Origin of the sequence: Methanohalophilus levihalophilus, assembly GCF_017874375.1 — an archaeon.
GTDB classification, from domain to species: Archaea; Halobacteriota; Methanosarcinia; order Methanosarcinales; family Methanosarcinaceae; genus Methanohalophilus; species Methanohalophilus levihalophilus.
This window is the reverse complement of sequence record NZ_JAGGLK010000003.1, coordinates 1-19,771: the sequence shown is the minus strand read 5'-3', so window position 1 is coordinate 19,771 and position 19,771 is coordinate 1. Positions and strand designations below refer to the sequence as shown.

Sequence of the window (19,771 nt, the reverse complement as noted above, 5' to 3'; positions counted from 1 at the left end):
GAATGCTGACGTTGAACATATGATAATTGCATTTGATGACACCGATTCCCGAAATACAGGGATGTGCACCACATATCTCGGAGCCCTGCTTTTTGAAGAGCTGCAACAATACGGTAAAATCACAAATGAACCACTACTTATCCGCTTGAATCCTACAATTCCTTACAAAACAAGGGGAAATGCAGCTGTAGCCCTGCAAATTGAAACTGAACGACCTGAAGAAGTGATTTCCCACGTAATAGAAAGGGTGGAAGATTTTGCACAATTCCAGGATGAGAACACAAATCCCGGCGTGGTGTTTATTCACGCTGGGCAAGTCGAAAGCTGCAGGGAAGAGCTTGCAAACTTTTTCCTTGAAACGGTTCGGCAGGTCATAACAATTGACAGGGCAAAGGAAATCATTTCAAGAAATAAACTTGAAGCACGTGGCTACAAAAACGGCAGGGGGTTAATTGGAGCACTTGCTGCATCTGGTGCAGCCCTTGCAGAGAAGTGGGATTACACTTATGAATTGCTTGCTTACAGGCAACCGGAGAACTGGGGAACTCTCCGCCGTGTTGATGATGAAAGTGTCTGGAAAGCGGACAATGCAACTTATCCTGAAACCTGGGACAATGTTGATATGTCAAACAATTTGGTTGTCTGTGTACCACATTCCGTTGATCCCGTTCTTTATGGCATCCGTGGAAAGAACAAAGCCGCCATCAGGGAAACTGCAGATACGATTGAAGGAGAGAATACCGAAAGAACTCTCCTATACAGGACAAACCAGGGAACGGACATGCACCTGATTCCGGCATCCTTCATTGAAGATTTACAGGATTTGCATTCCTATACCATTCAGTTGAAAGTTACATCAATTCCTCATACTATCGAAGGAGGGCATACCTTTTTCCAAAGCACTGACGAAAGGGGAAATACCATAGACTGCGCCGCTTTTGAACCAACCAAAAATTTCAGGGAACTTGTAAGGAAACTAATTCCAGAAGACATTGTAGTATTATCAGGCAGTGTCAAAGAAGGAACATTCAATATTGAGAAACTTGAAATCAAAAAACTTGAAACAAAATCTGAATTGGTAAACCCGACCTGCTCTTCCTGTGGAAAAAAGATGAAATCCGCAGGGAAAAATCAGGGATACAGGTGCCGCAATTGTAAAACAACAGCTTCTGAACTCGAAATGGTTGAAATTCCAAGGGAACTTGAAATCGGGATTTACGAAGTGCCTCCCTGTGCAAGAAGGCATTTGTCAATGCCACTTATCAGGAGAGACAAGGATGGATATATTCATCCATCAAGGTAAGTTTCAGAAGCGCAAATCGCTGAGATCCGCAATTGGCGGAACTTTTCTTTTGTGGAGATTAGAATCGATTCTTACCAGCAGTGAATGCATTTCTTCAGCGGAAACTCCCACCATCGATTGAACTACATTTGTATCCAGTCCTTCCAGAAGCAACGAAAGAATCCGGTCAATAGTATCATAAGGCAAACCAAGGTCTTCTTCATCTGTCTGGCCAACATAGAGAGCAGCAGATGGTGGCTTGTTAATAATATCTGCAGGAATGTCCAGAATATCGGCCATCTGCCTAACCTCAGTTTTGAAAAGATCACCAATCGGCTCGATATCAACTCCGCCATCGCCATATTTTGTGTAATAGCCAAGCAAAATCTCTGTTTTGTTCCCTGTGCCTCCCACAAGGTATCTTGCAAGATTTGCATAATAATACAAGATAGACATTCGTATTCTGGCTTTCAGGTTGCCATTGGCATACGACTCAGCCGGATTTCCTTCAGGCATATTGTTCAGGAAAGACTCGACTATTTCGGAAATGTCTATGGTTTTGAATTCAATTCCTAAAATGCCGGCAACCTGTGTGGCATCCAGCACATCTTCCGCCGGCGTAACATTCAGTTCTGGCATATGTATTCCTAGAACATTTTCAGGACCAAGTGCTTCCGCAGAAAGGTATGCAACCAGACTGGAGTCTATTCCCCCACTTAAACCAACAACAACTCCACCACATCCTGCTTCTTCACACTTTGTACGAATGAATTCAACTATCCTTTCCTTTGAGGCAACAAGTTCCATTAATCTACACCACAGAGAGGTTTAGGAAGAAAATATATGTACCTTTCCTATGAAAATGAAGGAAAAATAATTATATGCTGTGCTTCAATATATTTTTACATATATCCACCCGGGTGCAACGATGGAAGAAACTGTTTCCCACATAAAAGGGCTTGATGAAATACTTGAAGGAGGTTTAAACAAACCTTCCGCCATCCTGATAGCCGGTGCAGCCGGAACCGGAAAAACAACGATGGTAATGCAGTCCCTTTTCCTTGCTGAAAAGAAAGGAGAAGTCTGTATGTATGTGACATCCGATACTGACCCCTCATCAATGGTTCACAACTTTCTTACCGGGATGAGCTTCTATAATGTTTCTTTGCTTTCAAAGGGAAATATCCATCAGGTTCCAATCAACACGGAAGCCCTTGACAGGGGCATATACTCTTTTATGTGGAATCTAGAGGAATCAATTGAAAAAATACGTCCTGATCGCATCGTAATTGACCCAATAAATGCAATCGGATGTAGCTTTGATCTTGATGCGAGAAGACGTTTTTATTACGATCTCTTCCAGAGGACGAAGAAATGGGGTGCACTTGTTCTTATTACGGCTGAACTTACAGAAGAAGAGTTAGCCGGAAGTGAACTCAGTCATGTAGTAGACGGCATAATCCAGCTTTCAAACGACAAAAGGAGTTCCAGGAGAAATCGGCATCTTGAGATCTTAAAACTGCGTGGTCAGGAGTACATTCCCGGAAAACATCTGTTTTCAATAACCGGGGATGGAATTAATGTCTTACCCCGGGGCAGGGACATTGTTTCAGAAATCAGAGAGACAACTACGACAGGGATTCCCGGACTTGACGATATGACATCCGGCGGCATCCCTAAAAACAGTTCCACTTTACTCTGTGGGGATACAGGAATTGGAAAAACAACATTTGGCCTCCAATATGTTTGCTCCGGAGCTGAAGCCGGGGAAAATGCAATCTTTGTTAGCTTTGACGAGAATGCGAACAGGCTCAAAAGCATGGCTTCTGCAATTGGACTGGACATGGGAAAATTGGTAGAGGATGAATTGGTTACTGTTCTTGAAGAAAAGTCTTACTCATTTGAAATACCAAAGCACATTGCAAAACTGGAAGAACTCATTGAAAGTACCGGAGCAACACGGGTTTTTGTAGATGATCTGGAAAGGTATCTGGAAAACCTGGGAGAGGAAGGATTTGATTACATCCGTTGTTTGGCTGCGACCCTCAAAAACAGAAATGTTACATCTATTTTTGCTATCGCTGAAAGAGCGAACAGCAATTCCGGAAAAGCATTCCAGATGGATAACAAAATATCCCTGAATTACGTTAAGAGCAAGGCCGGAATCAAGCGAAGTTTAATGATCCAAAAACTCGCTCACGGGATACCTGATGATAAACTGAGGGAGCTAACAATAAAATCTGATGGAATCGAAATCATGGGAGAATTATCCCCGGACTTCCTTTTCTGATACATCGATGTTATTTAATCCTATTAATACATAAGCAGGGATATGAAAATCTTCGTGGCGGATACTGCAGTTTTTATCAACAGGTACCGGAAAAATGCCCCATTTGTAACTGTTCCGGGTGTTGTTGAAGAATTAAGAAGCAGAGAATCCAGCATTGAAGGTTTACTGGCAATTGAAAGCGGAGCAAGGGTTGAACAGCCTGACCCGGAAACGGTAGCAGAAATCCACCAAATGGCCAAAAATACCAGGGACATTGAGGAGTTATCAGGAACGGATATTGATATTCTTGCCAAGGCTTTGGAGTATAGGGATAAAGCTGTACTCCTGACAGATGATTATGCAGTACAGAATGTTGCATTGCTTCTCGGAATAGAAGTAAAGCCGGTTTCACAAAAGAAAATCAAAGATCGTATTATATGGGGAAAACGTTGCATCGGGTGCAGGAGAAAGTTTGACAGCGGAGATGAATGCCCGGTTTGTGGGTCGGCCCTGAAAAAAACCCGCAAAAGAAAAGTATAAGGTAAAAGATAATAGGATATGTCAGTAGAAAGTGGTGCCAATATGAAGAATATTGATGAATTAATACAGAAAGCAGTTGAACTGCAGGCAAACGGTCTGGTTACCGGGGAAATTGCCAATGAGTTGAATGTTTCAAGGGACACTGTTACATGGCTTCTTGCGAGAGCAAAAAGAGGCGCTGCATCACCTGCTGCACCAAAGGATATTTCCGTAAACTGGAGTAACATCGGTAAAAGCTCATACCGTCTCCGATACATTTCCCAGGCACTTTGCGACATGGTTCTTGAGAGCCTTAGTGAAAGCGGTGAAACCGTAGATATGGTTGTGGGAATCGGACTCAGCGGAGTGCCCATGGCAACAATCATGGCAGAGGAACTCGGCGCTGATTTTGCGATATTCCACGGTTATGATAACCGGAAAGAAAAGGAAAACCAGAGAGGCATTTTCAGCAGGAATTTCGGAAACGTTGCCGGAAAGAACTGTGTGGTTGTTGATGATGTAATTTCATCCGGTTCCACAACAACCGATGTATGCAAACAGTTAAAAGACAGCGGTGCAAAACCTGTCTCAATTGCCGTCATTCTCGACAAGAAGAATGCTGACCACATAGAAGGCGTTCCTGTAAACGCTCTTGTTCATATCGTAAGGGTTGATTGAGGAAGTTTAAACTTCCTCCACTTCTACGGCACCAACCTTTTCAGCCAGTCTGGAAAGCACTTCTTTTCTCATACCTTCAACAAATTTGATGCTGCCTACAACAAGGTGGCCTCCGCCGTTTACACCCGCCCCTACGAGTTCATCATGGAGTTCCCGTACCATCTGCGGGATATTCATTTTCACTCCACGGGAGCGGATTACGGCAAAGTCAGGACCGTAGCCAATGGTGATGACAGGTTTGCCCTCGAATTTCCGGCATAGCCTGTCATGAACTTCACCTGAAGTTTTCCCGGGTGCCGGGAAGGTGAATTTGTGAGCGTAGTTTTCCACATCCAGCACATTCATGATTGCACCGTTTGGCAATTCCGTGGATTTGACATTTGGAAGACATGCTTCAAGCTGCTCATCAATCATTTCATTTGCCTGTTCGCAGAGCAATGAAACCAGTTTGCTGTGACGAGAAGAACCAGAGAGATTCAAGATGTCGTCGATAATTTGTTTCCCACTGCTGAATTTCAGCCAATAGGCTTCAAAGTCCAGTGCAAGAGCCATTTTCTTAAGCTTTTCAAGCGGATAATAACCTGAAACAAGGTTTATGTACCGTTCAGCTTCAGGAGCCTCGGAGCGATCTCCCACAGCAGATACCGCAGGCAGATGTTTGATTTTGTCTGTCACATCCGGGTTAATCATCCTTGCAACTTCCGCAGAAAGCATACCTGCAGTCACACCGAAGTCTCCACCCACATGGGCCGGGTTTACATGAGCTTTCAGGTACTTATCCACCGATTCATGCGGATGGTGATGATCTACTACAACCATATCCATACCATACAATTCCACGTATTTCATCGCCGGAACATCCTCATCGGTGGAACCGTTATCAACCATGACTATGAGAGGAAGCTTCTGGCCGTGCCTCTCTGAATCTTCGAGAGCGAAGGAAATGTCCTTGGTGACATCCATCATTTCATAGAACGGGGCTTTTGAAGGAGCCCGTTTGTAAAAATAATGTTCGGAATCCGCACCATTGATCTCCTGGATCATCGGCAGTATTGCTTTCTCGATTGCCACTGCTGCAGTCATACCATCAGCGTCAGCATGGTGACGTAATAGAATCGGACGGGAACGAATAACAGCTTTTTTAATTACGCGGGCTACATTCTTCATTGCGGGACGTAAGTTTTCCATGATTTCGCTTTCCACAAGGAATTCCGTTTCTGATGGCTCTGCCTTCTTGTCAAGAGCAGCATCAATTCTTGCTTTTACGGATTTTTCCCTTTCACCGGTGAGATGCTTCATGCTGCGGACTTCAACCTGAAGTCTGTCAGCCCTCTGGTTTACATCCCCTGTAACCTTCACTATCATATCGGTGTCAATTTCAGGATATGCACGCTCTCCTGCCTTTTCAAAAGCAGCAGCGGAAATAAGTCCTTCTTCATCGGATATTATGAAAATCGTGGGCCCACCTGTCTGCTTGACCTGTATGACCTCACCCTCCACTTTCACAAGCCGACCCACAAGATCCTTGAGTTCGGAAGATTTCCGGATAGGAATGTCTTTTTCGACTTCAACCGTCCTGAATTCCTTAACGGTTTTAGGAATCAAATCCATTTTCCCATCCTGTCGGAGTTCATTGAGCTCCACTATGATGTGATCCCCGACTTCCAGCTTATCCTTGATATTACTGGAATGGACAAGACCCCGAACATTGGAATTCATATTGACGAAAGCACCGAAATCCACAACGTTGTTTACCTTTGCATGGTAGAGTTTTCCTACTTCAAGTTCGGCGATATCACACGAATCATCCAACTGGTGGACAATGTGAATTTCCCCACAATTCCTGCAAACTTCTTTTCCGTCAAGTGGCTCATCGATGGGTTTGCCACACATTTCACATTTGTAGAAATAGCCTGCGCCTTTGCAGGAAAGACAGTCTTCCTTTACTTCGATTTCTCCGCTCCCACAACATTTCTCACATTCGGCGGAGCCTTTCAACAAACTGTTCATGTCTTTTTCTGAAAGGGACATAAGATTAACAGAACGTGGTTTGCCGGAACCCTTGCATTCAGGGCATTTTTCCTTTGATACGGAAGTATAACCTGCGCCGTCGCAGTCATTGCATTTCTCTTTCATTGTATCTGTAGGGGTGATTGATCTACTGGTTTATTTAGGTTGCTGAAAGAAAAATCATATTTCGTCAACAACCTTTATTATCAACATTTACAAATTATTACTTCCAGGGAGAGGTATACTCATGGTGTTCGAACAAATTACAATTCTTGCAATTATTGTAGTGATAGCTATCCTTACGCAGGCCATTAAGGTCGTAAAGGAATACGAACGTGTTGTGATTTTCAGGCTTGGAAGATTTAGCGGGGTGAAAGGCCCCGGTATTTTCTTCATAATCCCTATCATTGATACGGCGGTCAAAGTTGATCTGCGTGTCGTAACCATTGACGTCCCAAAACAGGCAGTCATAACTCATGATAACGTAACAGTGGCCGTTGACGCTGTTGTGTACTATAAGGTGCTCAACCCCGAATCTGCAATTACGGAGGTCGAAGATTATAAGTTTGCGACCGCAGCGCTTTCCCAGACCACCCTTCGTGATGTTATCGGCCAGATGGAACTCGACGACGTCCTTTCATCAAGGGAAGAGGTCAACAGGGATATCCAATCAATGCTGGATGCATCCACAGATCCCTGGGGAATCAAGGTTACAGCCGTAACCCTGCGTGACGTGAGTATCGATGACACAATGCTTCGCGCAATCGCCAAACAGGCAGAAGCCGAAAGGGAGAAGCGTTCACGTATTATCCTTTCAGACGGTGAATTCAAGGCAGCCGAGAAGATGAAAGAAGCAGCTAAGTTGTATCAGGATGTACCTGTAGCCATCAAACTCAGGGAACTCCAGACCATTGCAGAAGTTGCAAGGGAAGGCAATATGGTCGTAGTTACCAATACCGGAGACACGGGCAATATTGCTGCCCTCACGGAAGCCTTTGCAAAGAAATAAGCGGAGGATCTGAAACATGAAAGGGCTCCAATACCTTTCTTTCTTTTCTTGCATACTCATCCTTCTACTGCTGATCCCGATGGCTTCAGCAGAAGAAGTTATGGTTCTTGAGATGGATGATTCAATTACACCTGTTGCCGATGATATGGTAGCGGATGCACTTGCAATCTGCGAGGAAGAAGGTTACGAAGCCCTTGTAATTACCTTAAATACGCCCGGCGGCGGACTCGATGAAACCCTGAAAATCATCGAGAACATAGACGACTCGCCGGTTCCCGTCATCGGATATGTATATCCGGAAGGTACAAAGGCCTGGTCTGCAGGAACTCTCATTCTCATCAGCACCGATGTGGCAGCAATGGCACCCTTTACCGTAATTGGTTCAGCCCAACCGGTAAGTGTATCACCAACCGGCTCACAGCCTATCAATGATTCTAAAATCATAAACGCAATTGTAGCCCTTGCACAGGAAAAAGCGAGCCAGCACGACAGAAATGTGACGGCAGCAGAAGAGTTCATCACCAAAAACCTCAACCTGAATGCCGAAGAAGCACTGGAAGCCGGGGTAATCGAGTACATTGCTGAAGACATCGATGATTTGCTTGTACAGGTGGACGGTGAAAACGTAAAGGGCAGGCAACTCAACACTTCCGGAGCGGATATAATTCCTTATGAACCGGGAGTTTCACTTGCATTTATGGAAATTATCTCAAACCCGATAGTTTCATCCCTGCTTCTTATGATTGGAATATACGGGATTATCTTCGGCATTTCAAGCCCTGGAGTCGGAGCGGAAGTGTTCGGCGGCATAAGCCTCGTTCTTGGTTTAATCGGGATCGGTTTTGATGTGAACCTTGCAGCCATATTCCTCATTGGAATTGGAATTGTGTTGTTGATATTGGAATTGCAGGCGTCAGGCTTTGGCATATTCGGTATAGCCGGAATAATATGCTTGGTTGCCGGCAGCGTCTTCCTTGTTCCGAATGATTTCCCGCGCTGGTATGGTCCAGCGGAGGCACAAATGACAATGATATATTATGTACTGGTTCCCACAGCAATTGTAGCGATATTCTTTGCTTTTGCCCTGTATAAGGTCATACAGGTGAGAAAGAGAAAACCCATAGTAGGAGAAGATATGGTGGGCGAACGTGCAGAAGCACTTGACGAGATCTCACCTGAAAACAGGGGTTATGTGCGCTACCACGGAGAATACTGGAAAGCCGAATCAGAAGAAACTATCCATCCCGGAGAAAAAGTGGAAATAATCGGAAAAGACGGACCCGTTTTGACCGTCAAACTAAAAGAAAACCCAAAATGAAATATCAGGAAAGGTGTCTAAGCCTTTCCACAACTTTTCTTTTCTTTTCAATTGCCTCATTTGCAGCCTTATCGATTGCTTTTCTCATGGTCTCGAAATCATCAGGCTGCTCCTCACCCATCATCTTCTTGATTGGAGTGTAAGCAGATTCCCTGAATCTTGGTGAAAAGTCCCGGGTCACGCCATCAACTATCAAATCGGCACCTGTACCTTCTTCCACACGACCAACTATATCGATGGCTACACCCGCATTACGAATACATTCCATGATTGCAGGAGCGATATCAGCTGGAGCAATAATCAACAATGCATCAAGTGAAACACCCAAGTAATCTATTTCGAGTTTTTCCAGCATTTCCAGAACACGAGTATTTACAAGCGGCCGGAGTTTGTCCTCTTCAAATATGAGTTTGACACCAGCAGTTCTGGAGATCTCTTTGGCATCCCCACGAACCCCTCCGTTAGTTACATCAGTCATAGCATGTACCTTCTTCTCCAACCCTGACTCAAGAAGGGCTTCACATGCTTCAAGGAATTTGATATTTATGGTTTCATCAATCACATCATGCATACCATAGTAAAGTGCCGTTGTCGAAATCGTACCTCCACCGGCACCTTCTGTCATTAGAATAACGTCCCCAACTGCAGTGTTTTGCCTTGCTGCAAGCGATGATGAAATTCCAACAGCCCCCACACCACCGGTCATACGACCACCGATAACCATATCCCCGCCTATTCTGAGAGTACTACCGGTAATCAAAGGAATACCGGTAAGTTCGGAAACAGTGGTTATTCCTGCAATGTGGTCAAAAATCATACCCACATCACCATCATCTGCAACATGGATGTCAGATAAAAGGGCGAGTGGTCTGGTACCCATTACATAGACATCCCTCAAAGAAGCTCTTGCAACATGGAAACCTGAAAGATAAGGGAAATCGCTCAGGCGTGAATGCATCCCATCAATGGTAATCACAAGATACTTGTCATCATCAATTTGGACGGCTCCGGAATCGTCCAACTGGCTGCTGTCCACAACAGCATTTGTGCTGCCTATAACCTCTGCTATTTTCTCATGGGTGTAAAAGTCACCTGTTCCTCGTGAACCTACACCAAAACGTCCCATGCTGACACCGGAAACGGATGAAGTTAGGACATCCCCTTCTACATTCAGAGTTGCTTTTGCTTCCTCAACTGCTGCCTTTGCAAGTGCGAGAGAATATTCAGGAGTGGACCCTTTTATTTCCTGAATTCGATCTGCAAGCCTTTTTTCAATATTTTCCTCGCCCTTTGAAAGGGCCCGTTTTGCGTATCCTTCAATATCCATGTTATCCCTTTCAGCACATATCGACAAAATTGCGGAGCATTTTTAGTCCCACTTCACCACTTTTCTCGGGGTGGAACTGTGTTCCCATGACATTGCCCTTGTCATTTACAACTGAAGCGGCAAAATCGAGGCCATAGTTGCATGAAGCAAGTGTGTGGGAAAGATCCGTATCTACATAATAAGAATGTACAAAATAGACAAAGGAACCGTCTTTAATCCCTTTGAAAAAAGGGTGCTCCTGCTTTATGGAAAGAGCATTCCAGCCCATGTGTGGAACCTTCAGTTCAGAATGAGGAAACCTGACAACGTTGCCCGGAATCAGACCAAGTCCTTCAGCTTTCTCTCCTTCCTCGGAATGCTCCATGAGCATTTGCTGGCCCAGACAAATCCCGAGCATAGGTTTCCCGGATTTAATAAATTTGTTTATTCCTTCAAGAAACGGAACGATGTTTTTCATGGCATCATTGAATGCCCCGACTCCCGGTAGAACAAGACCATCTGCATGCTCTAATTCATCAGGATTTTTTGTTATAGTTACCGTTGCCCCTGCATGCTCAAGTCCTTTCTGGACACTCCGGAGATTTCCAAGACCGTAGTCAATGATCACGATATTTTTCATGGTGATTAAGTAATGGTTTTAATACATCAATTTAACGAACCGTGGTGTCACCAGCAAATTCCTACATACTCGATTTCCGTAGACAGCGCTTCTGGATCAATCAAATGACGACCATCTATGACAAGATTTCCTTTCATCAAAGAGAAAGCTTCGTCCAGATCCCTGAATTCGTCCCACTCAGTCATGATTAAACAAGCATCTGCATCTCTGAGAGATTCAACACTGCTTTCACAGTAAGTGATTGTATCAAAAACGTTCTCCATGTTTTCTGATGCAAGCGGATCATATGTTTTTACTTCTGCACCGAGTTCGAGCAGTTTCTTTATGACCGGAATTGAGCGTGATTCCCTTATGTCATCAGTGTTGCCTTTGAAAGCAAGCCCTAAAACAGAGATGGTTTTTCCTGAAAGATCAGGAATCTTCTCCTGTAACAACTCTACCATCTGGAGAGGTTGTAGTTCATTTACTTCCATTACGGATTCAAGAAGGGAGGGATAATAATCCATTTCCTTTGCCTTTCCTATTAGTGCCCGAACATCTTTTGGAAAACAGGAGCCTCCAAACCCTGCGCCACTATTAAGAAAATTAGGACTTAGCCTGAAATCTTTCCCTACGGCATTCATCACTTCGTAGGTGTCTATACCCAGTTTTTTGCAGATATTACCTATTTCGTTTGCAAAAGAAATTTTGGTTGCAAGAAGAGAATTATTTGTATACTTGATCATTTCTGCGGTTTTTGGATTGGTGTAAGTGATTTCACAATCAACGTCTCTATATAACTCGGAAACAAGTGCTCCTGAGCGTTCGTCGATGGCACCCACAACAATCTTGTCAGGATTCATGAAATCATCAACGGCTCTCCCCTCTCGCAAAAATTCCGGATTCATCGCTACTCCAAAACCTTCTCCTGCGATACGGCCGGAATACTCTTCAATCAGGGGCAGGACAACATCTTCGGTGGTACCGGGTACTACCGTGCTTTTGACAACTACAACATGATAGCCACTTTTAGAGGCTATTGCAGAACCCAGACTCTTACTGGCAGCGCCTACAATGGAAAGATCAATCCCGCCATCATTGCCTGAGGGAGTGCCGACACAAATGAATGAAATATCAGTATTCTGGACAGCGTATTCGTAGTCTGAAGTTGCTATCAGGTTCTTTCCAACATGTTTCTGCATGAGATCTTCGAGGCCTTCTTCCCATACAGGAGGATACCCATCATTGATTTGACTTACTTTCTTCTCATCTATATCAATGCAAATCACTTCGTGTCCAAGAGCTGCAAAACATGCTGCTGTTACTGAACCAACATAACCGGAACCTATAATTGAGATTCTCATTGTAATTATCACCCGGATTTGTAAAATGTTTTTATGAATATATCAGGATAATGGTGAAGGAAATCAAATATCAAACCGATTTCACAACAATAGCTTCTCCTGCTTCAATGGCATCAAGAATATCCGCTGCTACATGTGAGTTCTTCCGGATCTTCACTTCCCCATGCCTGCTTACTGTAGCTGTAAAAAGATAATCCTGTCCGATAAGAATTTCAACGTCACGAGTAGCCAGTTCCGGGACATCAAGAATCAAGTGACGTTTTGTTTGCTCGACCACGGGTCTTAGTTCAGAAGAGGAAGATCTACTTCGTTCACCTTTTTTATCAGGTTTCCCACTTAGCTCACGCACGTCAATGCCAATTCCCAGCTGCTTTTCAATTTTGTCAATGGTTGAGCCACCCTTTCCTATGACCTGCGGGATCTCGAACTCAGCAACTTTGACAACTGCCTTGCTATCGGAAATAATCTCAACTTCCACGCGACCGTCTACATAACGTTCCATTACGCTGCGGATTTCATTTTCAGCAAGTTTCCATGTGGGTTTCCCTGATACTTCCGAAACAGGCATTACAACTACCTGCTCTCCAAATGTATAGATTTCATATTCAACCACTCCACTCTCGAAGTCTGAAATCACAATCACAGGACGTGCAAGATCTGCTTCGGTCATGCCAGATGGCACTTTCACTGTAAATTCCAGAACCTGCACCTTTGCTACTTCACCCTTGTCAATAAAAACGACAGTATCAACTACCTGGGGAATAATACCGAGTTCAACCCTTCCAATCAGACGTTGTATCGCATCAACCGCCCGGTTTGCATGAACTACGCCAACCATTCCGACACCGGCAAGCCGCATATCTCCGAATATCTCAAAATCATGGGTTTTGCGAACTTCGTCATAAATGGTGTAATCGGGTCTTACCAGAAGCAATACATCAGCAGTATTCGCCATATCACCTTCCAGCGGAGCATACTGTGTAATTTCAGTCGGCACCTGAAGATCCCTGGGAGATTCCATGGTTTTGACAACATAACCGTTTTCGTGGAGATAATTAGCAAGCCCTGCAGCAAATGTGGATTTTCCTGCTCCGGGAGGACCGGCTATCAGGACACCACGCTGCATTAACACACGTTCTTTTAGCTGTTCGCTTAAGCGGTATTCCTCAAGCCTCACGGAGGCCACAGGTCTAACTGCTGTAATTTCGATATCGTCTGAGAATGGTGGACTCGAAATAGCTATCCTCATGTCACGAATCTGCAAAACTGATGCGCCTGAGGCCGATAATTCAATGAAGGATTCATTGTCTGATCTTGCTCTTTCAGACAGTTCTCTTGAAATGTAGTGCAGTTCCCCATACGTACATGGTGTTTCACGGACAGGTACAAACTCTACATTTCCGATACTGCCCCTTTTTGCCATGGGAACGACACCGTTTTTGAGATGTACCGACATTGTATCATCTGTGAAGAAATCTTCGATTTTAAGTGGAGTTACTTCAAACAAAGAGGGCTTCAGGTATTCAACATTCATTCCCCGTGCTCTGGCAACTTCAGCCTGAATTCGATCCCCTGTGACGAATTTGGCATCCAGTTCCTCGCCTACGGAACGAATTAGAGCGTCAATTTCGCCACCCTTTGCCAGCTTAACCTCATCCGGTCCCGGACGAATTCCAACAAAAGAAACATCCACCTCTCCTTCGCGAGCCAGATCCTGAATTGCTTGCAATTCCTCAAGGCCTTTGTACCCGATTTCAAGTCCACGGTTGGCCTGTGCTTCAATTTCCGCAACCACGGCTTCCGGGACAAAAATCTTCGCACCAGCATACTCTCCTGAACGTATTTTTTCGGAAATACGCCCATCTATGACAACGCTGGTGTCAGGAACTACTCTCAGGTCATTGGAATTATCCATGCTAAATGGATAGTGGCGAATGTATTTAATTCAATGCTTCAAGAAATTAGTAAATGTCTTCAGGATTAAAGATCTTCTTGCCAACAACGTCACCTTCGATGTTGCGGTAGAAACATGATCTGTAACCGGTGTGACAGGCCCCGCCTTCCTGTTCTATTTTCGCAAGAAGGACATCCATATCACAGTCAACCAGCAATTCTTTTACGGTCTGAAGATGACCTGAACTTTCACCTTTTTTCCACAGTTTCTGTCGGCTGCGGCTCCAGTAGTGCATTATACCAGTTTCGATGGTGAGTTCAAGAGATTCCCTGTTCATGAAGGCAAACATGAGGACTTCACCTGTTTCACTGTCCTGTGCAATTGCCGGTATCAGGCCGTTGTCAAACTTTAGTTCATCAAGATCGATCATGGTAATCACCTTTGAGACATACTATAACTATAAAAAGTAAGAGGCTTCATATAAAAAGTAATCAATCCTCTATTTGCTAGTATTAACTTTGAATTACATTGCATAACATATCATCATAAGGTGAACAGATGGACTATAGTTTTGATGGATCAGGTAGCTACAGGACACCGACAGGAGTTGCGGGTCTTGATGTACAATTGGGAGGGGGCGTCCCACCGGGAACTACAATATTACTTCTGGCAGAACCCGGCACCAGTTCGGAAGTTTTCGCACAACAATTTGTTTATGGAGGTCTCACCAGTGGAGAAGAAGTATACTATTTTTCCTCCGAACACCCAATAAATGAAATTGTAGAAGATATGAAAAACTTCGGATGGGATATTGAAGGATACATTGACACCAACCAGATGGATTTCATCGACGCATACAGCCTTCGTTTTTACAATGTTCTCCCAAAACATCTTTCCATCGATCTTTCTGCAAAAGACTTCATCAAACAGAACATCGATTCCATGAATTTACTTAAGGCCGTTGTGAATGAACCGCGGAAAGAAAGATACAGAGGGGTTATTGACTCAATGTCTTTCTTCCTGAGAGCATATGAGCTCAGTAATGTTGTCGAAGCAATTGAAGTGATTTCCTCTGTGGGGAAAGCAACAAATGCAGTGCAGCTTATTCTGATGACTTCAGGAATGCATGATACTACTGTGGAAAATACCATGAAGGACATATGTGACGGAGTCATTGAATTCAGGATGAAGGAGCGGGGAAGTGAAGTTGAGAGATCTATTCTCATAAGAAAAATGCGTGGCATGATCCCCCCCAGCAAGACCATATCATATAATATTACTAACAAGGGAATTGAACTTGAAACCACAACCAGAGTCCTTTAATTGAGCCAAAAACATAATACGAGGTGGCAATTCATGAAAAATAACCTTTCACAAATATTGAAAGATATATTTACCTCATCCGGGTACAACGTTATGGATTCAAGTACCGCGGATTTAATAGCTGAGAAAAACGGAGACAAGATGTACATTAAGTTTGGAAACGGACTTGATCGTTATTCAATAGATGATTTTTCAAGACATATTCCCGATGGAGTAGGCCTTTTCGTTGTTACAGGCGAAGCTGAACAGGAAACTGTTGCCGATGCAAGAAGAAGAGGTATTATGATCTGGGACCGCACTGAACTGGCATACCAGATTGGAAAAGCAGTGCTTGCAGATCTCGAAGGTGAAGAAATCGATCTTGTGGAAACAGAAACTGCTGTACCCAGGGAAGAGAATTACATTATTGCTGAGGATAACACTTTCCAGAATAATATGTTTGTAACTTCGACATCAAGTGAACAAAACCAGGAGGTTACACAACCTGTTGCTTCTATTAAGGCAGAGGAGGCACAGGTTTCTGAGCTTAACCTGAAATCTTCACCAATTAATATCAGAAAGGATAAAGCTATTTCAATTGCAAGACCTCAGCTTGGTTCTGTCAGCGATGCAGAACTGAAGTTTGTTCCTTTCTGGAAGTATGTCTATTCCCTTCATTCAGAATACCAATTTAAGTCCAAAATGATAGATATCTCCGGCGAAGGGGAAGGTTTTATCAATGCAGTTAACGGAAATTCGGAAGAGTTTACGCTTCCTGAAATTCGCAATAGCGTTCAGGTTGAATGCGAATATGAAATAAGAAGTCCGTCTACAACTGATGCTGAAATTCGGGGAGATTTGCTCGAAAAAATTATTGAAGAGCATACAAAGGACGTTAAATTCGGAAACACAGTCGGAGAAGCAATTATTTCAGAGCATAAGCGGTTTAAGCCGATGAAGGATGACATAACGATTCGAACCGAACTTGTTTATGTTCCTGTCTGGGAAGTAAAGGGAAAAAGAAATTCAGTAGAAATCAATGCATCAACTGCTGAAATTCTAGACAATCCGTCTGACAGCGATGTTGAATTCATGTAATGGATAGGCACGACAATTTAATATAGCAACACCCGGCTAAAGTGAAGTATACTTACTTACAAAAGGAGAGAACAAATGGTAGAAATTACTGATATCGCAGCTCAGGAACTTAAATCCCTGATGGAGTCTGAGGATAAAAAAGACCATGCACTGAGAATTTTTGTCGCAGGTCTTGGTTGCAGTGGTGTACAGTACGGTATGGCACTTGACAACGAAACAAAAGAGGACGACGTCACAATTACCGATAAGGATGTTAAGATTGTAATGGCACCTGATGTTCAGGAAGAACTTGATGAAGCAAAAATCGACTTTATCGAGACTCCTGATGGCAAGGGTTTCATTATTGATAATCCAAAAGCCATGAGCAGCTGCGGTTCATGCGGTGGCGGATGCCACTAATTTAACTTTTTATAAACTTCTTTTTTTGCATAAAAACTGCATTACATCAGTAGAGGTGATACAGGATGATTCCAGGCATGGGTGGAAAGGGTATGAACCCTAAGAAGCTTAAGCAGATGATGAAGCAAATGGGCATCAACATCAACGAGTTGGCAGATGTGGAACAGGTTATAATCCGTATGCCAGATCGTGAAATTATATTCAATGATGCCAACGTGACTATAATGAATGCACAGGGAGTAGACACTTACCAGATAGTAGGAACCCCTGAAGAAGTAGCAAGAGAGTTGGAAATTCCGGAAGACGACATCAGGCTTGTCATGGAGCAGGCAAATGTCTCCGAAGACGAGGCAAAACAAGCTCTCAAAAATGCAAACGGCGACCTTGCCGAAGCAATTGTCGCATTATCCTCCTGATTAACAGGAGGAAAACTCTTTTTTCCCTTTTTTATTCCATTAAATTCATTTCCATGAGAATGGAATGATATTCATTAACAGTGTACTGGGAATTTACAGCCCGCTTTATAACTTCGCTGAGTGAGGGGTGGATATCCATTGAATAGATTAGCGGATATACATTCTGTGTTTCGGTATACATTAATGGAATGAATTCATGAATTAGAACTGAAGCTTCAGGCCCGATTATATGAGCACCTAATATTTTTTGGGATTCTGCTTCAAGGATAACCTTCACAAAGTAGTTCTTAAGACCCATGGCAAGGCCTTTCCCGGTGCCCTCAAAGGGTTGGAAGCCAATGGAAATCTTTTCTTCCCCATAGTGTTCGATTGCTGCATTTTCGCTCATACCTAACCCAGCAATTTCAGGCCATGAGAACACTGCATGTGGAACTGCGTGATAATCAACACTTACATCGTGTTTTAGGATAGCATTGCGATAGACAACGGTAGATTCATGGTTTCCCACATGTTTGAACAGGTATTGTCCATTTGAATCACCAAAAGCCCAAACATTGGGGGACGTGGTCTCAAGATGTTCGTTTACTTTGATCCAGCCTCTTTCATCAACTTCAACATTACCTTTTTCAGGATGGAGTATATCAGAATTTGAAGCCCTTCCCGTTGCTACCAGAATTGCTTCTGCTTCGATTTCCAGCTGGGAACCATCTTCTGACGAAGTCCCTGCTACTACTTTCTTACCGTTTTCCTCACGAACTTCAGTCACGTCATAGCCGGTTAAAATTTCCATGTACTGCTCCATTTCTCTCCGGACCAATATGGAGATTTCCGGTTCTTCCTGAGATAGAACACGATTGCCTCTGCCTATTATGGTAACTTTGCTACCCATTGCCGAAAAGAAATGCCCATATTCCGCTGCGATATAGCCTGCCCCAATAATAACGATGCTGTTCGGAAGAGAAGTCATCTGGAGAACAGTATCGCTGGTCAGGTATTCAGTATTTTCAAGGCCTTTTATTGGTGGAATAAGGGTTTTTGAGCCGGTGCATAAGAAGATCATGGAGGCAGTAATTGTTTCATCTCCTACTTTCAAAGTGTAGGGCGATATGAATTCAGCAACCTCCGGATAGTAATCGAAATCTTCTGTCTCCTGAAGACCACTACGAATCATTTCAATGTCAGAAGAGATTGATTTTCGCATTCTTTCCATGACTGTATTGAAATCTATGTTGTCAATCCTGCTATGTATTCCAAAGTTTCTTGCAATTTCAATGTTTCGAACAAGTTCTGCCGGATAAAGGAGCATTTTGGAAGGGATACAACCTCTCGTGAGACATATCCCACCCGGGTCATCCTTGTCAATAACGGCAAGTTTCATTTCAGGATGTTCCTGAAGAATTGAACCAATATAGTTCATCGCAGAGCCAGTACCGATGATGATAAGATCGTATTGTTTCATGATCAAACCCCTTTCTGAAGAAATATTGGAAGCAATTCCAATTATAGGTAGTGGTAACTGGCCCTTATGAAAAAAAATGAAATTATGGATTATCAAACTTCAGTTATCCATGTTTTCAACTTTGTCCTTAACCAGATTCTTAAGATCTTCAAGATCTGTCTTCTGGTTAATTTCATCTGATGTGATGAGAAGGGATAGTTCCCCGTCTTCATCCATAAAAGCACATGGGAATGAAGCTTCCATTTTTCCGTATGTCTGCCTGAACTCATCCTTGTGCAAAAACTTAACAGGCAAGCCAAGATCGTCTACAAAAGACTTCCAATCACTTTTCATTCCAGTGTTGCTGTATGTGAGAGCACAAAGATTACAACCGTATGTGGAAGGAGAAACTATTTTGTGAAAATAATCTTTCATTTCATTCATCAATCCACTGTCAGCATTGTAAACAAAAACAAGAGTTCTCTTTGCCATCAAAAACACCAAGACCCATTACTGTCTGAAAGTATACTTTTCATTTCATATAGGGTTTTTGAAATGCGAATTTCTTCAAATCTCCATTTCTCTTATAAATAAGCTCACCAGAAATGTAGAGATGGAACTCATTGATAGTAGATTAATCAGGAAAAAAATTGAGTAGGTAAAAGTAGAGTGAGCACAGCCGACGCCCGAATTGCGCTTCGGGAGAACACGTCTGTTTCGCTCCGCTCAACAAGACTTCCAGCTCGTTGATAGTCGATTACTCAGAAAAAAATTGAGTAGGTAAAAGTAGAGTGAGCACAGCAGCGATGTATAGTTCCCAAAGACTCGCGTACTTTAGTACAATATACAA

The 19,771-nt window shown here is 43.4% G+C and carries 19 protein-coding genes; 10 read left to right on the top strand and 9 right to left on the bottom strand.

Translation table 11 applies throughout. The features are described 5' to 3' along the window. Nucleotides 1-19 precede the first annotated feature (19 nt). A complete protein-coding gene (locus J2755_RS07375) occupies nucleotides 20-1,303 on the top strand; it encodes a tRNA(Ile)(2)-agmatinylcytidine synthase (RefSeq protein WP_209681526.1) in 1,284 nt (427 codons plus the stop codon). A 3-nt stretch (nucleotides 1,304-1,306) separates the two neighbouring features. On the opposite strand, the gene J2755_RS07370 is transcribed toward J2755_RS07375, so the two are convergent. Continuing rightward, entirely contained in the window at nucleotides 1,307-2,089 is a 783-nt protein-coding gene (locus J2755_RS07370; protein ID WP_209681524.1) for an NAD+ synthase, read from the bottom strand. Between the two features lie 121 nt (nucleotides 2,090-2,210). Here J2755_RS07370 and J2755_RS07365 point away from each other — a divergent pair, with 121 nt between their 5' ends. Genes J2755_RS07365 through J2755_RS07355 form a run of 3 tightly spaced genes read left to right on the top strand, consistent with a single transcriptional unit; the run spans nucleotide 2,211 to nucleotide 4,748 of the window. Next, a complete protein-coding gene (locus tag J2755_RS07365) occupies nucleotides 2,211-3,572 on the top strand; it encodes an ATPase domain-containing protein (protein WP_209681522.1) in 1,362 nt (453 codons plus the stop codon). A gap of 42 nt (nucleotides 3,573-3,614) precedes the next feature. Continuing rightward, nucleotides 3,615-4,091 carry an NOB1 family endonuclease gene (locus J2755_RS07360; RefSeq protein WP_209681519.1) on the top strand — a complete coding sequence of 159 codons (477 nt, stop codon included), beginning with the start codon at nucleotides 3,615-3,617 and terminating at the stop codon, nucleotides 4,089-4,091. A 42-nt stretch (nucleotides 4,092-4,133) separates the two neighbouring features. Continuing rightward, nucleotides 4,134-4,748: an orotate phosphoribosyltransferase-like protein gene (locus tag J2755_RS07355; RefSeq protein ID WP_209683237.1), complete on the top strand. Its 615-nt coding sequence runs from the start codon at nucleotides 4,134-4,136 to the stop codon at nucleotides 4,746-4,748. Between the two features lie 6 nt (nucleotides 4,749-4,754). Here J2755_RS07355 and J2755_RS07350 read toward each other — a convergent pair whose 3' ends face one another. Then, nucleotides 4,755-6,884: a DHH family phosphoesterase gene (locus tag J2755_RS07350; protein ID WP_209681516.1), complete on the bottom strand. Its 2,130-nt coding sequence runs from the start codon at nucleotides 6,882-6,884 to the stop codon at nucleotides 4,755-4,757. A 121-nt stretch (nucleotides 6,885-7,005) separates the two neighbouring features. Here J2755_RS07350 and J2755_RS07345 point away from each other — a divergent pair, with 121 nt between their 5' ends. Together J2755_RS07345 and J2755_RS07340 are read left to right on the top strand one after the other, a co-directional pair. Beyond that, nucleotides 7,006-7,767: a slipin family protein gene (locus J2755_RS07345; protein ID WP_209681514.1), complete on the top strand. Its 762-nt coding sequence runs from the start codon at nucleotides 7,006-7,008 to the stop codon at nucleotides 7,765-7,767. A 16-nt stretch (nucleotides 7,768-7,783) separates the two neighbouring features. Continuing rightward, on the top strand, nucleotides 7,784-9,085 hold the full coding sequence (locus J2755_RS07340; RefSeq protein WP_209681512.1) for an NfeD family protein: 1,302 nt from the start codon (nucleotides 7,784-7,786) through the stop codon (nucleotides 9,083-9,085). A gap of 4 nt (nucleotides 9,086-9,089) precedes the next feature. Here J2755_RS07340 and J2755_RS07335 read toward each other — a convergent pair whose 3' ends face one another. From J2755_RS07335 to hisI, 5 genes are all read right to left on the bottom strand, one after another. Next, complete coding sequence (locus J2755_RS07335; RefSeq protein WP_209681510.1) at nucleotides 9,090-10,412, bottom strand: AIR synthase-related protein; 1,323 nt, start codon at nucleotides 10,410-10,412, stop codon at nucleotides 9,090-9,092. Nucleotides 10,413-10,422: 10 nt separating this feature from the next. Beyond that, the gene (hisH, locus tag J2755_RS07330) at nucleotides 10,423-11,031 is read right to left on the bottom strand and encodes an imidazole glycerol phosphate synthase subunit HisH (protein WP_209681508.1); all 609 of its coding nucleotides are present in this window, start codon (nucleotides 11,029-11,031) and stop codon (nucleotides 10,423-10,425) included. Between the two features lie 47 nt (nucleotides 11,032-11,078). Beyond that, entirely contained in the window at nucleotides 11,079-12,374 is a 1,296-nt protein-coding gene (locus tag J2755_RS07325) for a UDP-glucose dehydrogenase family protein (RefSeq protein WP_209681506.1), read from the bottom strand. 70 nt (nucleotides 12,375-12,444) lie between these two features. Beyond that, nucleotides 12,445-14,289, bottom strand: a complete 1,845-nt coding sequence (locus tag J2755_RS07320) for a PINc/VapC family ATPase (RefSeq protein WP_209681504.1) — start codon at nucleotides 14,287-14,289, stop codon at nucleotides 12,445-12,447. 46 nt (nucleotides 14,290-14,335) lie between these two features. Then, on the bottom strand, nucleotides 14,336-14,698 hold the full coding sequence (hisI, locus tag J2755_RS07315; protein ID WP_209681494.1) for a phosphoribosyl-AMP cyclohydrolase: 363 nt from the start codon (nucleotides 14,696-14,698) through the stop codon (nucleotides 14,336-14,338). A gap of 128 nt (nucleotides 14,699-14,826) precedes the next feature. On the opposite strand from hisI, the gene J2755_RS07310 reads away from it, so the two are divergent. The 4 genes from J2755_RS07310 to J2755_RS07295 all read left to right on the top strand — a co-directional run bounded on the left by J2755_RS07310 (nucleotide 14,827) and on the right by J2755_RS07295 (nucleotide 17,483). Beyond that, nucleotides 14,827-15,591, top strand: coding sequence for an RAD55 family ATPase (locus J2755_RS07310; RefSeq protein WP_209681484.1), 765 nt, complete (start codon nucleotides 14,827-14,829; stop codon nucleotides 15,589-15,591). Between the two features lie 93 nt (nucleotides 15,592-15,684). After that, on the top strand, nucleotides 15,685-16,668 hold the full coding sequence (locus J2755_RS07305) for a hypothetical protein (RefSeq protein ID WP_209681482.1): 984 nt from the start codon (nucleotides 15,685-15,687) through the stop codon (nucleotides 16,666-16,668). Nucleotides 16,669-16,743: 75 nt separating this feature from the next. Next, the gene (locus J2755_RS07300) at nucleotides 16,744-17,067 is read left to right on the top strand and encodes a HesB/IscA family protein (RefSeq protein ID WP_209681479.1); all 324 of its coding nucleotides are present in this window, start codon (nucleotides 16,744-16,746) and stop codon (nucleotides 17,065-17,067) included. Nucleotides 17,068-17,132: 65 nt separating this feature from the next. After that, on the top strand, nucleotides 17,133-17,483 hold the full coding sequence (locus J2755_RS07295; protein ID WP_209681477.1) for a nascent polypeptide-associated complex protein: 351 nt from the start codon (nucleotides 17,133-17,135) through the stop codon (nucleotides 17,481-17,483). A gap of 31 nt (nucleotides 17,484-17,514) precedes the next feature. On the opposite strand, the gene J2755_RS07290 is transcribed toward J2755_RS07295, so the two are convergent. Together J2755_RS07290 and J2755_RS07285 are read right to left on the bottom strand one after the other, a co-directional pair. Beyond that, a complete protein-coding gene (locus J2755_RS07290; protein WP_209681476.1) occupies nucleotides 17,515-18,942 on the bottom strand; it encodes a dihydrolipoyl dehydrogenase in 1,428 nt (475 codons plus the stop codon). 99 nt (nucleotides 18,943-19,041) lie between these two features. Then, on the bottom strand, nucleotides 19,042-19,413 hold the full coding sequence (locus J2755_RS07285; protein WP_209681475.1) for a hypothetical protein: 372 nt from the start codon (nucleotides 19,411-19,413) through the stop codon (nucleotides 19,042-19,044). Between the last annotated feature and the right edge of the window lie 358 nt (nucleotides 19,414-19,771).

Bases quoted from the DNA above. Each gene is read 5' to 3' on its own strand.
- J2755_RS07365 (WP_209681522.1), top strand. From the start codon at position 2,211: ATGGAAGAAACTGTTTCCCACATAAAAGGGCTTGATGAAATACTTGAA.
- J2755_RS07335 (WP_209681510.1), bottom strand. From the start codon at position 10,412: ATGGATATTGAAGGATACGCAAAACGGGCCCTTTCAAAGGGCGAGGAA.
- J2755_RS07310 (WP_209681484.1), top strand. From the start codon at position 14,827: ATGGACTATAGTTTTGATGGATCAGGTAGCTACAGGACACCGACAGGA.
- hisH (WP_209681508.1), bottom strand. From the start codon at position 11,031: ATGAAAAATATCGTGATCATTGACTACGGTCTTGGAAATCTCCGGAGT.
- J2755_RS07345 (WP_209681514.1), top strand. From the start codon at position 7,006: ATGGTGTTCGAACAAATTACAATTCTTGCAATTATTGTAGTGATAGCT.
- J2755_RS07350 (WP_209681516.1), bottom strand. From the start codon at position 6,884: ATGAAAGAGAAATGCAATGACTGCGACGGCGCAGGTTATACTTCCGTA.
- J2755_RS07285 (WP_209681475.1), bottom strand. From the start codon at position 19,413: ATGGCAAAGAGAACTCTTGTTTTTGTTTACAATGCTGACAGTGGATTG.
- J2755_RS07375 (WP_209681526.1), top strand. From the start codon at position 20: ATGATAATTGCATTTGATGACACCGATTCCCGAAATACAGGGATGTGC.
- J2755_RS07340 (WP_209681512.1), top strand. From the start codon at position 7,784: ATGAAAGGGCTCCAATACCTTTCTTTCTTTTCTTGCATACTCATCCTT.
- J2755_RS07325 (WP_209681506.1), bottom strand. From the start codon at position 12,374: ATGAGAATCTCAATTATAGGTTCCGGTTATGTTGGTTCAGTAACAGCA.
- J2755_RS07290 (WP_209681476.1), bottom strand. From the start codon at position 18,942: ATGAAACAATACGATCTTATCATCATCGGTACTGGCTCTGCGATGAAC.
- J2755_RS07295 (WP_209681477.1), top strand. From the start codon at position 17,133: ATGATTCCAGGCATGGGTGGAAAGGGTATGAACCCTAAGAAGCTTAAG.
- hisI (WP_209681494.1), bottom strand. From the start codon at position 14,698: ATGATCGATCTTGATGAACTAAAGTTTGACAACGGCCTGATACCGGCA.
- J2755_RS07360 (WP_209681519.1), top strand. From the start codon at position 3,615: ATGAAAATCTTCGTGGCGGATACTGCAGTTTTTATCAACAGGTACCGG.
- J2755_RS07320 (WP_209681504.1), bottom strand. From the start codon at position 14,289: ATGGATAATTCCAATGACCTGAGAGTAGTTCCTGACACCAGCGTTGTC.
- J2755_RS07300 (WP_209681479.1), top strand. From the start codon at position 16,744: ATGGTAGAAATTACTGATATCGCAGCTCAGGAACTTAAATCCCTGATG.
- J2755_RS07355 (WP_209683237.1), top strand. From the start codon at position 4,134: ATGAAGAATATTGATGAATTAATACAGAAAGCAGTTGAACTGCAGGCA.
- J2755_RS07305 (WP_209681482.1), top strand. From the start codon at position 15,685: ATGGATTCAAGTACCGCGGATTTAATAGCTGAGAAAAACGGAGACAAG.
- J2755_RS07370 (WP_209681524.1), bottom strand. From the start codon at position 2,089: ATGGAACTTGTTGCCTCAAAGGAAAGGATAGTTGAATTCATTCGTACA.